This window comes from Flavobacterium sp. PL02 (assembly GCF_035013205.1).
Classification (GTDB): domain Bacteria; phylum Bacteroidota; class Bacteroidia; order Flavobacteriales; family Flavobacteriaceae; genus Flavobacterium.
Genome location: NZ_JAYGJP010000002.1, coordinates 65,260 through 78,530 on the forward strand (window position 1 = coordinate 65,260; position 13,271 = coordinate 78,530).

The window sequence follows — 13,271 nt, forward strand, 5'->3', positions numbered from 1 at the left end:
TTTAAGGATGAATGTGCTTGCAACAAATGATGCTCCGCAACTATTAAATTCGATTATCGATTTAATAGACAAGACACGTCATGTTGTTGCCAAAACCGTTAATCAGGAACTTACCTTATTGTATTGGAATATTGGAAAAAGTATAAATGATGAAATTCTAAACAACGACAGAGCCGATTACGGGAAAAAACTTATTCTGAATTTAAGCACAGACCTTTCCAATAGATATGGAAGTGGGTTTAACAAAAGAAACCTTCATAGTTTTATAAAGCTCAACACTGTATTACAGGATATTACAACTGTGCACACAGTGTGTGCACAATTGAGTTGGTCACATATTAGAACTCTAATTTACATTGAAAACACTATAAAACGAGAATTCTACATTCAGATGGCTATTCATGAAAGATGGAGTGTAAGAACTTTACAAGAACGAATAGACAGTATGCTTTTTGAACGAACAGCTATCAGTAAAAAACCAGAACAAACCATTATCAATGAACTTGAGCAATTAAAAACGGATAAAAAAATAAGTCCTGATTTAACTTTTCGAGATCCTTACTTTTTGGATTTTCTAGGATTACATGATAGTTACTCAGAGAAAGATTTAGAGAGTTCTATTTTGGCGCAGCTTCAATATTTTATCACCGAAATGGGAAGTGAATTTGCTTTTTTAGCGCGTCAGAAAAGAATAACAATTGATAATGAAGATTTCTATATCGACTTGCTTTTTTATCATAGAGGCTTACGAAGTTTAGTAGCAATAGACTTGAAACTCGGAAAGTTCAAAGCTGGTTACAAAGGTCAAATGGAGTTATATCTTCGTTGGCTAGAGAAAAACGAGCAAAAAGAAGGAGAAAACAAACCTATTGGATTAATTCTTTGTAGTGAGAAATCTCCCGAACAAATTAACTATTTGATGCTCGACAATGATGAACACATTAAAGTAGCAGAATATTTAACTCTATTACCTGAAAAAAAATTATTACTAGAAAAACTGGAAAGAGCCATAGCTATAGCAGAAAATAACACCCAAAAATAAATGAACAATTTTAAAAAAATATTTCCTTTTATATTTCCGTATAAAAGATATGCTTACATGAATATTTTATTCAATATTCTGTATGCATTATTCAGTACACTTTCTTTTATGGCACTGATACCTATGATGCAAGTATTATTTGACCAAACGAAACGTAATACCACAATACCTGTTTATGAAGGCATTTGGGAACTGAAAAGTTACGCAGAAAACTACCTAAGCTACTACATTACCCAAGCAACAGATAATTATGGTGTAGGCTATACGCTATCGGTAATGGTATCAATCATTATTTCTATATTTTTATTGAAAAATCTATGCGATTATCTTGCTATGTTTTTTATTAATTTTTTAAGAAATGGTGTTTTAAGAGACATGCGAAATGCCATGTATAAAAAAACTCTTGAATTACCTCTATCCTTTTTCTCTGAAAAAAGAAAAGGGGATGTTATAGCTCGTATTGCAGGTGATGTAAATGAGGTTCAAACTTCGTTTCTGGCAATTCTTGAACTTATTGTAAAAGAACCTCTTACTATTGTATTTACAATTATTGCAATGCTTGCTATAAGCCCACAATTAACTCTTTTTGTTTTTATTTTTATTCCTGTTTCCGGATATATCATATCATTGATAGGAAAACAATTAAAAAAACAATCGACTAAGGCACAACAAGAACAAGGAACTTTTTTATCTACTATCGAAGAAACTTTAGGCGGATTAAAAGTGGTAAAAGGATATAACTCTGAAAATTATTTCAATGGAGTTTTCCAAAACTCAACTCAACGTTTCTTTAAATTATCAAACAGTATTGGTAACCGTCAGAACTTAGCTTCGCCTGCGAGTGAGTTTATGGGGATTATGGTTATCGCTATATTACTTTGGTACGGTGGACAGATGGTTTTAATAGAAAAAACATTAAACGGCGCTTCGTTCATCGCTTATATGGGATTGGCTTATAATATCCTTACTCCTGCAAAAGCCATCTCTAAAGCTTCTTATGGTGTTAAAAGAGGTAATGCTGCTGCTGAACGTGTATTGGAAATTCTTGATCAGGAAAACCCTATCACAAGTAAAATTGACGCTATCGAAAAAATAACTTTTGATTCGAATATAAGCATCCAAAACATCAACTTTAAATATGAAAATGAAAATGTATTAAAAGACTTTTCTCTTGATATTAAAAAAGGACAAACTGTTGCTCTTGTTGGGCAATCTGGTAGCGGAAAAAGTACTATTGCTAATCTTCTTACTCGTTTTTATGATGTAAACGAAGGTTCTATCTCAATTGATAATATCAACATTAAAGATATGTCTTTACATTCTCTTCGTGGTTTGATGGGATTAGTAACTCAAGACAGTATCTTATTTAATGATACTATAAAAGCTAATATTTCATTAGGAAAACTAGACGCTACTGACGAAGAAATCATTGCAGCACTAAAAATCGCTAATGCTTTTGAATTTGTAAATGAATTACCTCTCGGTATTTATACTAATATTGGAGATAGCGGAAACAAACTTTCTGGCGGACAAAAACAACGTTTATCGATTGCTCGTGCTGTCTTAAAGAATCCTCCAATTATGATTCTTGACGAGGCAACATCTGCTCTTGATACCGAAAGTGAAAAATTTGTACAAGTAGCTCTTGAAAACATGATGCAAAACCGTACTTCGATTGTTATTGCTCACCGTTTATCTACTATCCAAAAAGCAGACCTAATTGTTGTTATGCAAAAAGGTGAAATAGTTGAGCAAGGTACTCACGAAAAATTGATTGCTTTAAACGGAACCTATAATAAATTGGTTACCATGCAGTCGTTTGAATAATTTTTCATAAATTAGAGATACATTAAGAAAATACTTATGTATCGCCACAACTCAAACATAACTCTTCCCGAAGACCCAAATACAATAGTCTGGAAATACTTGGATTTATCCAAGTTTCTAGACTTATTGATGTCTAAAAAACTATTCATGTCTCGTTCTGATAAATTTGAAGATCAGTACGAGGGCACGTTTAGCGAACCAACTTACGAAGAGATAAAAAAACTCGCTATAGACAATCCCGAGTTTATAGATTATTACAAAACACATCGCGAGAAAGTAGCCATAAGCAGTTGGCATATCAACGAATATGAATCGTTTGCTATGTGGCAAATTTTCACTCAAAACAACGAAGGATTAGCGCTTCAATCGACCATTGGGAGATTACAAAAAGCTCTAAAACCTGAGAATAATTTTGACCAGTATATTGGTGAAGTAAATTATATTGACTACAAGAAAGAATACATTCCGTTTGATGATTTATTCTTCCCTTTTTTATTCAAAAGAAAAAGTTTTCAATATGAACGTGAAGTGCGCATAATCACTGATTCTTCTAAAAGTGACATCAAAATCAACGACGGACTAAGAGTCGATGTTGACCTAAAATATCTTATCGAAAAAATATACATTCATCCAAAATCGGAGAACTGGTACAAAAAACTTGTGATTGATTTAGTTCATAAACTAGGTTATGATTTTGATATCGAAAAATCAGATCTTGAAAGTGATATTTTAATCTAATTTTTTTTCCACAGATTAAAATGATTCTTACTCTAATCTGAAACAAAAAAAGCCATTAAAATTTAAATTTTAATGGCTTTTCTGTTTTCACAAAACTTTTAAGTCTAAACTCTTAAATAGGTTTATAGCTGATTACTTTCCAATCTTTGGCTGCTAGATTAATGTAGTTATAATGTAAAACGTCATTTTTATCAAACTGACCATTTTTGTTGGTATCTTCGATTGTTCTAAAATACAAGCGATTTTTAGACTCTATAACATTCCAATCTATCAGTTCCTGGAAATCATCAGAAACCTTAGTAAATCTTTCTCCACTGATATCACTTAAATACAATGCTTTTATATCACTTGTATCTAATTTTCCATCTTTATTAGTATCCATATCTACCATGGTATACACCATAACATGATTGTGCGTTTTATCGGCAATTGCTTTTAAGTAAGTAGCTGTCTGAATTAAAACCGCTTTATCTGTTAATGGTCTTATAGAATCTGAATCTATTTTTTGAAATTTTAAATTTTGCAAATATCCCGTAATTTCATACTCTCCAATATTCGAAATTGTAAAACTTATATCATTCACACTCGATGAACCATAACGCGCTTTAGTTCCTCTTTCATATACTCTTACGTCTCCAACTGGGTGAATCAAATAATTTGTTCCTTCCATCTGGATTGGCAAATCGGCAATTGCAACTTGAGTAGAATCTACCTTGGCAATTACTTTTGAACCTGTAGATGCATCGTAAGTAACCTTAGGTTTTTCGACTTCATTCTTGCAACTTACTAAAAGTAAAACAGAAAGACTTATGATGGATATATGTAATTTTCTCATGTTGTTTTATTAAAAAATAATTTCAAATGTAATCAATTTTAAAAATGGTTAGCCTATTTACAGTCAATTTATGCGTTCTAAACTAGCTTTTCCATTGGTTTTTATAACCTTGCAGTTAATTTTATATTAAAAACTCTCGAAGTCATATAATTAGGAATTGCATATTGATTTTTAGAATACACATCGCGAACCCAAGTATTTGTTATCGCATTTTGGTTATCAAAAAGATTAAAAATCTCGAATCCTAATGATAATTCTTTAAACTCTTTAAAGAATTTACTTTTTGCTACTCTATTATTATCAATAAAAACTTTAGAGAATCCAACATCCGCTCGGCGGTAATCTTTTAACCTGTTTTGATATAAATACGGATCTGAATATGAAGGTGAACCTCCAGGCAATCCTGTATTGTAAACTAGATTTAAATATATTTTCACACTCGGAATATTAGGCATATAATCTTGAAACAAAAGAGCAAATTTTAATCGTTGATCTGTTGGTCTGGCTATATATCCTTTATCTTCATAATTCTCTTGTGTTTTTAAATATCCAAAACTAAACCACGATTCAGTTCCCGGTACAAACTCTCCATTTAATCTAAGATCTAAACCTTGAGCATAAGCCGTAGCATTATTATTGGCAATATATCTAATTCGAACATTATCGATAGTATAAACATTTACATCTGTTAATGATTTATAATACAACTCCGAAATAAGTTTAAATGGTCGATTCCACATTTTAAAATTATAGTCATTACTCAAAACTACATGTACAGATTGTTGTGCCTTTGTATTTGGTAATACTTCTCCACTTGCATCACGTAATTCTCTATAAAAAGGTGGCTGATGATATAACCCTCCCGAAAGTCTAAAAACCATATCCATATTCCAATCTGGTTTTATCGAAAATTGAGCACGTGGACTAAATACAATCTGATTTTTCCCTTCTACAATTCCTCCTGACACTTTCCAATCCTGAAAACGAACTCCTGCATTGTACCAAACTTCACTAGAACCTAAAACTCCTTTTCGACTCCATTGTGCATAACCCGAAAATCTATTTATAGTATTAAAATTTGTTGCTCTAACATTTTGATACGGTAACAATGGTCCTGTATAAGGTTCGTATGGCTGATCGTTTTTAGGTAAAACCACAAGAGGCGGATTTACCGAAAAACCTGCAGAATCAATCATCTCCCACTCTGCTACACGATCACGTATAGATTCACGAGTATATTTTACTCCAAACTCAATAAGATTTTCTTTCCAATTATAAATTCCTTTTAATTCAGCATTTACAATTAAAGCATCTAAATCATTACGTGCATGGTTTAATTGCGTACCAATTCCTTTAGTATAATCTACTTCTTGCAAAACAACCGAACCATCACTATCCACTTCTCCTAAGCGATATTGTGCCAAGATATCATAATGTTCTTGCTCTTGTGTATGAAATATAGAACCTATAAATTTTAACGTAAAATCTGAAGAAACATTATATGTTGATTTGATTGCCCCAAAATACGTATCATATTTATCTCTTTCTTGCCCTTCATAATATACCGCAAGCGCCATTGGTTTATCGATAGTTCCAAATTTGGTTTCACGAGTTAATGGCTGGTATAAATATTTATTTTGAGAAAGGGCACCTAGAAAACTCCATTGCCATTTTGCCGAAGCGATGTAATTTATATTTGTCTGGATATCTGTATACGAAGGCGTATAATTAGTTTGAGTATCCTGGCTATTTACAAGCATACTATTATTACGATAGCGAACTCCTGTAATTGCCGACCATTTTTTATTTTTAGAAACCGCATCGACTGCAATACTTCCGCCAAGAAAACTAGCTTCAAAAGCTGCCCCGAATTTTGTTGGCTTTCTATAAGTAATATCTAATACCGATGAAAGCTTATCTCCAAACTTAGATTGAAATCCTCCTGCCGAAAAATCTACATTCTGAACTAAATCTGTATTAGTAAAACTTAAACCTTCTTGTTGTCCTGAACGAATCAAGAAAGGACGATATACTTCGATCTCGTTTACATAAACCAGATTTTCATCATAATTTCCTCCACGAACAGCATATTGTGTACTAAGTTCATTATTACTATTTACACCTGGTAATGTTTTTAATATATTTTCAATTCCAGGATTAGCACCTGGAATTTTCTTTATCGTTACTGGATCTACAACTGTAATTCCCTGAACACGTTTTTTATTTGCCATAACAACAATTTCTCCCATTTGTTCGGCATAACTATTCATTACAGGATTAAAAACAAAAATTTCATTCGGTTTTAAATTCACTGTTATCGTCATCATTTTCTGTGAAATGTGAGTAAAAACAATAATCACTTTTTTATTAGACGGAACCAAAATATCAAAAAATCCATCCGAGTCGGATTGTGTTACATTTCCCGAATGGGAAACATTTACATAAGCAACTGGGAGGTTACTTTCGTCCAAAATCACTCCTTTTACTCTAGCATTTTGAGCAAGTGAAACAAAACCAATACCTAAAAAAAGGAAAACAAATAGCAGATTCTTATTCAAAAGTTATATTTTTATTTTGTTTGACTTCTAAAAAAACGAGTCTCAAAGATAGCAGAATTCCCCACATTATCAACAACTTCTATTTTTAAATCATTCGCTCCTTCAGCTACAATACCATCATTAAAATCATGAGTTATCTTTTTGGTTTTATTATCATACTCAAACAAAATCCAATTTCCGTTTAAATACCCATTGTAAGATTTAATCCCCGACATACTATCACTAATAGTAAACTGAATTTTCTTTACATCACTAATCCATTTATCCTGAATTGTTTTTGCAATACTAATTGTTGGCTTGATTGTATCCAGAACTAACCCAAATTGCCCTAAGGTTTTTGACTTAGCTGTATAAACATTGTCTTTACGAGATGTAGCATTATAACTACCACTCTTTCCTGTAATTCTGCCTATATAAACTTTATCCTTAAGATTTTCGGGATATTTACCATCTTCTATAGTAATTGTAAAATTAGAATGAACCGGAACTGTATCGTCATGAATATAAATACGGTCATTTTTTACATCAAAATTCAAATTAAAATCATCATAAAATGTTCCAGCAGGAAAAAACACCGACATATTGTTCTTAGAGAAATTAGCATCCTTATTGTATTTTACAGAATAATTTGAAGCTTCAGGCGTCGGATTTACAATTGCAGGCAAGGAATCATACTGAACTGGAATATTAACTGTATTTATATTTCCATAAAAATCCGAAACTTCTACACGATACGCCGAAGCTAAATTTGGTACAACCGGAAGCACTCCGTTCAGAGCATCCGTTTTTATAATGCTCAAGGCAAAAGGCGTTTTCATAAACAACTTTTGCACTCTCTGTCCCGTTTTTTTATATCTAGGATAATCAATCAATGCGTTTATGTATCGCATTTCATCAAATGAATAAGTATTAAATTGATATCCGAAATTAGAATTTCCATTATAAAAAGACTCTACTTTATAAACTCCATTTTTATTAAACGAAACATCGTCATGATCTACAGCAGTAATTCCAAAACCAATTTTTCCGTTTGTAGCAACCCTATCAGACAAATAAGTTCCATCTTTTTGCAATGTCAAATTAAGCATTAAAGGGACTTTCGATTGATTAACAGTTGTGTTATCGTCAAGCGGATAAACATATAAATTAGAAATTACTGGCTTTTTTGTATCTCTAACATATTTATCAAAACCAAAAAGCATTGGATTAATAACAAACTCCGTTTTAGAATCACGGAATTCAAAATGCAAATGCGGTCCCTCTGAAGAACCTGTATTTCCAGACAATCCTATCAATTGTCCTTTGGTAACAACCATTTCCCCAGGTTTCAAGAACATTTCGATTTCAAATGATTTCTCCTGATAATGCGTTTTCTTAATATATTCCTGAATTGTCCCAACCATACTTTGCAAATGTCCATATACAGATGTATAACCATTTGGATGTGTTACGTACAAAGTTTTACCATTTCCGAAAGTCGAAATTTTAATTCTCGAGATATATCCATCGGCAACAGCATACACATTCAACCCTTCTCTTTGATTAGTTTTTAAGTCAAAACCAGCATGAAAATGGTTTGGTCTTAACTCCCCAAAGTTCCCCGAAAGCTGCATTGGTATATCAAGAGGCGGTCTAAAATAGTCTTTCGGATAATCTGTCTGAGCAGAAATAAGATTACAAAATAGCAGAAAAAGTACAGAATATCTCATGATTTACATTTTTGCTAAGATAAAAAAAAGTTAGTAAAATAATTACTAAAATCACAAAATACAATACCTTGAATTCCATTAATTTGCTATTTTTAATGCAAAAAAATCGATAAAATATTGCATTAATAAAAAGGAATACTAACTTTGTATGATTAAGTAATGAATAGGATTTATAATGAGTGTAATTGCCGAAATAATTGATACTCTTGAATATAAAGTAGAAAAACTTTTTGCGAAGCTAAAAGGTTTAGAAAAAAACAATCAAGAACTAAAGTTAGAATTAACAGAGGCTAAGCACACCATACACAAACAATCGGAAGAGATTGAGGCCCTGAAAAAGCAGTATGAAACACTCAAAATCGCCAATTCTTTACTTGGCAGTAACGATAATAAGAGAGATACAAAGCTTAAAATAAATTCATTAATTCGCGAAATAGACCACTGTATAGCACAACTATCAGACTAGTAACAACATGGACGAAAAGCTTAAAATAAAAATATCAATCGCTGACAGAGTTTACCCACTAACGGTCGAACTATCACAGGAAGAAGGACTTAGAAGTGCTTCTAAAAAAATTGATGTTATGATTAAGCAATTTGAAGAAAACTATGCTGTTCGCGACAAACAAGACGTTTTAGCCATGTGTGCATTACAATTTGCATCGCAAGTAGAGCAAAAACAAATTGACAAAGCAACTGATAGTGATGAAACTATCGAAAGAATTAAAAGATTAAATACCCTTTTAGATCAATATCTCGAAAATTAAACGTTCTTTACAGAAACTAAGATACTGCCTACATTAGTTCATATTTGGTAAACTCAACACTAACAAATTAGAATGAGCAAATCATCACTACTAAAGCATGCCACGCTCCGGCGAGGAAACTTGAACAGTGAGTTAGCTCAAAACTTGTCTTTTCGAGTTTATACAAGCAACCTAATGTAGGCTTTTTTATATATAAATTTTAACAAACATGGACAGCATAATAACGATCATTATTTCAGGAATTATAGGTGTTGCTGGGGGTTTTGGGATAGCCAAAATCATAGAAAAAAGCAATATTTCCAATTTAATCAAGAACTCAAAAAAAGAAGCTGCATCGATTTTAAAAGATGCTAATCTGGAAGCCGAAAACATTAAGAAAGATAAAATTCTTCAAGCAAAAGAAAAGTTTATTGAATTAAAATCAGAGCACGAACAAGTAATTCTTGCAAGAGATAAAAAAGTAGCAGAAGTAGAAAAAAGAGTACGCGACAAAGAATCTCAAGTTTCTAATGAATTATCAAAAGCCAAAAAGACTAATGATGATTACGAAGCTAAAACTCAGGAATACACTAATAAAATTGAAGTTTTAGACAAAAAACAAGCTGAAGTTGATAAATTACACAAAAGTCAATTACAACAATTAGAAGTAATTTCAGGTCTTTCTGCAGAAGAAGCTAAAAACCAATTAATGGAAGGCTTAAAAGCAGAAGCAAGAAGTAATGCAATGTCTCATATTCAAGATACTATTGAAGAAGCAAAACTTACTGCACAACAAGAAGCTAAGAAAATCATCATTAACACAATCCAAAGAGTTGGAACAGAAGAAGCAGTAGAAAACTGTGTATCTGTATTTAACATTGAATCGGATGATGTAAAAGGAAGAATCATTGGTCGTGAAGGTAGAAACATCCGTGCGCTAGAAGCTGCAACAGGTGTTGAGATTATTGTAGATGATACTCCAGAAGCAATTATCCTTTCTTGTTTTGACCCTGTACGTAGAGAAATCGCTCGTTTAGCATTACACAAATTAGTTACAGATGGTCGTATTCACCCAGCACGTATCGAAGAAGTTGTTGCTAAAACTGCAAAACAAATTGATGATGAAATCATTGAAGTTGGAAAACGTACAGTAATAGATTTAGGAATTCACGGTTTACACCCAGAATTAATAAAAGTTGTTGGACGTATGAAATACCGTTCTTCTTACGGTCAGAACTTATTACAACACTCTAGAGAAGTATCTAAATTGTGTGGTATTATGGCTGCCGAATTAGGACTGAACGTAAAATTAGCTAAAAGAGCTGGTTTACTTCACGATATTGGTAAAGTTCCAGATACTGAAAGTGATTTACCTCACGCATTATTAGGAATGCAATGGGCTGAGAAATACGGTGAAAAAGAAGAAGTTTGTAATGCAATTGGAGCGCATCACGATGAAATCGAAATGAAATCACTATTATCGCCAATCGTTCAGGTTTGTGATGCTATTTCTGGTGCAAGACCTGGTGCAAGAAGACAAGTATTAGATTCTTATATCCAACGTTTAAAAGACCTTGAAGAAGTTGCTTACGGATTTAATGGAGTTAAAAACGCCTACGCTATTCAAGCAGGTAGAGAACTTCGTGTAATTGTAGAAAGCGAAAAAGTATCTGATGATAATGCTGCAAGTTTATCATTTGATATCTCACAAAAAATACAAACCGAAATGACTTATCCTGGTCAGGTTAAAGTAACAGTAATACGAGAAACAAGAGCAGTAAATATTGCAAAATAAGCTCTCTTTATATCATAAAAAAACTCCTCAATTGAGGAGTTTTTTTATTTATAATACTTTTCCTTTTTTTACCATTAAGAAATTAAGGAAAATTAAGTTATGCATCTTATTTAATTATTCAACCGCAAAGAATGCAAAGATTTACGCAAAGTTCGCAAAGTTTTTGCTAGAGTAAATTCAAGAGTAAATAGAGTATATACTCCATCTATTATATTTTACAATCTCGTTAACTCAAACTTACCCTGAAATTATCGAGTTATTGATATTGACGGAGATTCTTCGACTCCACTCAGAAAGACAAGTTTACTGGTATTACGCTCGTTTTGAATCTTAGTCACTCTGAACCTTTGCAACTCAAAACCTTAAAACTTAGTCACTCAGAACCTTAGTACCTTAGAGCCTTTGCAGCTCTGAACCTTTGCAACTCTGAACCTCTGAACCTATAAATCATCATTAAATATAATTTTAAAAACGGTTCCTTCACCAACGACACTTTCTACAGAAACCTCCCCTTTCATAGATTCTATTTGGTTTTTTGTAATATACAATCCAATACCGCGAGCTTCTTTATGTTTATGAAAGGTTTTATACATCCCGAATATCAAATCGCCATAGCGCTCTAAATCAATTCCGATACCGTTATCTTTAATTTTTAAAGCTTTGCGACCATCTGGCTCAATTGCAAAAATAAACTCGACTACAGGCGCTCTATCAGGATGAGCATATTTAATTGCATTCGTAGTAAAATTCAACAAAACACTTTCCAGATAGGCAGGATTAAAATTAATCGTTACATAATCAGGTACATTATTATGTATTACTATTTTGGTTTTTGCACTAAATGCCTTGATTATAGAAACTGTCTTATCAATACTATAACCCAACTTAAGAGGTTTTATAACAATGTTGAGATTACTCTGTATTTGTACAATCTGAGTTAAATTAGAAATAGTATCATTTAAATCATTAGAAACCGTTCGTAAATGCACCAACATCTCATCAATCGTTTCTTTACTATGATCTTCATCGATAAAATCAAGAATACTCTTAATATTACCTGCTTGAGTATTTAAATTATGAGAAACGATATGAGAAAAATTAAGCAATCGACTATTTTGATCACTAAATAGTTTCATCGTTTTAATGAGTTCCAGTTCTTTCTCTTTTTGATAAGAAACATCTGTATGCGTACCCAAAACACGCAATGGTTTTCCGTTTGAATCTCTTTCGATAACTTTTCCCCGATCGAGAATCCATTTATATTTACCACTAGAAGTTAATACACGATGGTAATTTTCATAATAAGGTATTTTATTATCAAAATGCTCTTGAATATCCGAATAATACTTAGGTAAATCATCTGGATGCACGATTTTATCCCAACGTTCTGGATCATCAAAAATATCATTAGATTCTAATTCTAAAATTTTCAAGGATAAAGACGAATAAAATACTCTGTTTGTTACCATATCCCAATCCCAAACACCAACTGTAGATGCGTCTAAAGCAAACTGAAACCTTTCTTCTGAAATTTTAAGTTTAAGCTCCTGATCTTTTATATCCGTTACATCCGAAATCCGTCCGTAGAAACTAACCAGACCATCTGGAGAACCTTCGGATTTTGCACAAACTTTTAGCCACCGAATCTCTTTTTTTGGTAAAACTACCCGAAACTCTACTTCCCAGGGCGTTAGTGTTTTTCGGGCTTTAGATAGTGAAGTAATAAACATATGTCGATCTTCAGGATGCACTCTTTCATACATCGCAAATTTACTTCGATTTGTAAATTCTGTTGTTGGTAACTCAAAAATCTCTTCCATGGCTTTACTAACCAAAGGAAAAGAATAAGTATTATCGACATCGATAATAAATTGAAAGATTAAATCGGGAATTTCGGCAAATAGTTTTTTGTAAAAGTTATTCAACTTCTGACAATTTTCATCTTCATATAAATCAAAAACCATAATTGTGTCTGTGTAAGTTGACCATTTTATCCAGAATAGAACAAAATTGATACTATT

Annotated in this window: 10 protein-coding genes; 6 read left to right on the top strand and 4 right to left on the bottom strand. The window is 32.3% G+C overall.

Translation table 11 applies throughout. The features are described from left to right. Positions 1–7 precede the first annotated feature (7 nt). Genes SHI72_RS08180 through SHI72_RS08190 form a run of 3 tightly spaced genes read left to right on the top strand, consistent with a single transcriptional unit; the run spans position 8 to position 3,607 of the window. Positions 8–1,042: a PDDEXK nuclease domain-containing protein gene (locus tag SHI72_RS08180; RefSeq protein ID WP_039112255.1), complete on the top strand. Its 1,035-nt coding sequence runs from the start codon at positions 8–10 to the stop codon at positions 1,040–1,042. After that, positions 1,043–2,869 carry an ABC transporter ATP-binding protein gene (locus SHI72_RS08185; RefSeq protein WP_039119388.1) on the top strand — a complete coding sequence of 609 codons (1,827 nt, stop codon included), beginning with the start codon at positions 1,043–1,045 and terminating at the stop codon, positions 2,867–2,869. 36 nt (positions 2,870–2,905) lie between these two features. After that, positions 2,906–3,607 carry a hypothetical protein gene (locus tag SHI72_RS08190; RefSeq protein ID WP_039112257.1) on the top strand — a complete coding sequence of 234 codons (702 nt, stop codon included), beginning with the start codon at positions 2,906–2,908 and terminating at the stop codon, positions 3,605–3,607. A gap of 112 nt (positions 3,608–3,719) precedes the next feature. Here the strand turns inward: SHI72_RS08190 and SHI72_RS08195 are convergent, their stop codons facing one another. From SHI72_RS08195 to SHI72_RS08205, 3 genes are all read right to left on the bottom strand, one after another. Next, positions 3,720–4,442 carry a hypothetical protein gene (locus SHI72_RS08195; protein ID WP_039112258.1) on the bottom strand — a complete coding sequence of 241 codons (723 nt, stop codon included), beginning with the start codon at positions 4,440–4,442 and terminating at the stop codon, positions 3,720–3,722. 101 nt (positions 4,443–4,543) lie between these two features. Further along, positions 4,544–7,000, bottom strand: coding sequence for a TonB-dependent receptor (locus SHI72_RS08200; RefSeq protein WP_323489674.1), 2,457 nt, complete (start codon positions 6,998–7,000; stop codon positions 4,544–4,546). An 11-nt stretch (positions 7,001–7,011) separates the two neighbouring features. Then, positions 7,012–8,709, bottom strand: a complete 1,698-nt coding sequence (locus tag SHI72_RS08205) for a M23 family metallopeptidase (RefSeq protein ID WP_323489675.1) — start codon at positions 8,707–8,709, stop codon at positions 7,012–7,014. A 175-nt stretch (positions 8,710–8,884) separates the two neighbouring features. On the opposite strand from SHI72_RS08205, the gene SHI72_RS08210 reads away from it, so the two are divergent. From SHI72_RS08210 to rny, 3 genes are all read left to right on the top strand, one after another. Further along, a complete protein-coding gene (locus tag SHI72_RS08210) occupies positions 8,885–9,175 on the top strand; it encodes a hypothetical protein (protein WP_039112261.1) in 291 nt (96 codons plus the stop codon). A 7-nt stretch (positions 9,176–9,182) separates the two neighbouring features. Beyond that, positions 9,183–9,476, top strand: coding sequence for a cell division protein ZapA (locus SHI72_RS08215; RefSeq protein WP_039112262.1), 294 nt, complete (start codon positions 9,183–9,185; stop codon positions 9,474–9,476). 208 nt (positions 9,477–9,684) lie between these two features. Then, a complete protein-coding gene (rny, locus tag SHI72_RS08220; protein ID WP_039112263.1) occupies positions 9,685–11,250 on the top strand; it encodes a ribonuclease Y in 1,566 nt (521 codons plus the stop codon). A gap of 440 nt (positions 11,251–11,690) precedes the next feature. Here the strand turns inward: rny and SHI72_RS08225 are convergent, their stop codons facing one another. Continuing rightward, the gene (locus SHI72_RS08225; protein ID WP_039112264.1) at positions 11,691–13,214 is read right to left on the bottom strand and encodes a sensor histidine kinase; all 1,524 of its coding nucleotides are present in this window, start codon (positions 13,212–13,214) and stop codon (positions 11,691–11,693) included. Positions 13,215–13,271 lie beyond the last annotated feature (57 nt).

Bases quoted from the DNA above. Each gene is read 5' to 3' on its own strand.
- SHI72_RS08180 (WP_039112255.1), top strand. From the start codon at position 8: ATGAATGTGCTTGCAACAAATGATGCTCCGCAACTATTAAATTCGATT.
- SHI72_RS08185 (WP_039119388.1), top strand. From the start codon at position 1,043: ATGAACAATTTTAAAAAAATATTTCCTTTTATATTTCCGTATAAAAGA.
- SHI72_RS08190 (WP_039112257.1), top strand. From the start codon at position 2,906: ATGTATCGCCACAACTCAAACATAACTCTTCCCGAAGACCCAAATACA.
- SHI72_RS08195 (WP_039112258.1), bottom strand. From the start codon at position 4,442: ATGAGAAAATTACATATATCCATCATAAGTCTTTCTGTTTTACTTTTA.
- SHI72_RS08205 (WP_323489675.1), bottom strand. From the start codon at position 8,709: ATGAGATATTCTGTACTTTTTCTGCTATTTTGTAATCTTATTTCTGCT.
- SHI72_RS08210 (WP_039112261.1), top strand. From the start codon at position 8,885: ATGAGTGTAATTGCCGAAATAATTGATACTCTTGAATATAAAGTAGAA.
- SHI72_RS08215 (WP_039112262.1), top strand. From the start codon at position 9,183: ATGGACGAAAAGCTTAAAATAAAAATATCAATCGCTGACAGAGTTTAC.
- rny (WP_039112263.1), top strand. From the start codon at position 9,685: ATGGACAGCATAATAACGATCATTATTTCAGGAATTATAGGTGTTGCT.
- SHI72_RS08225 (WP_039112264.1), bottom strand. From the start codon at position 13,214: ATGGTTTTTGATTTATATGAAGATGAAAATTGTCAGAAGTTGAATAAC.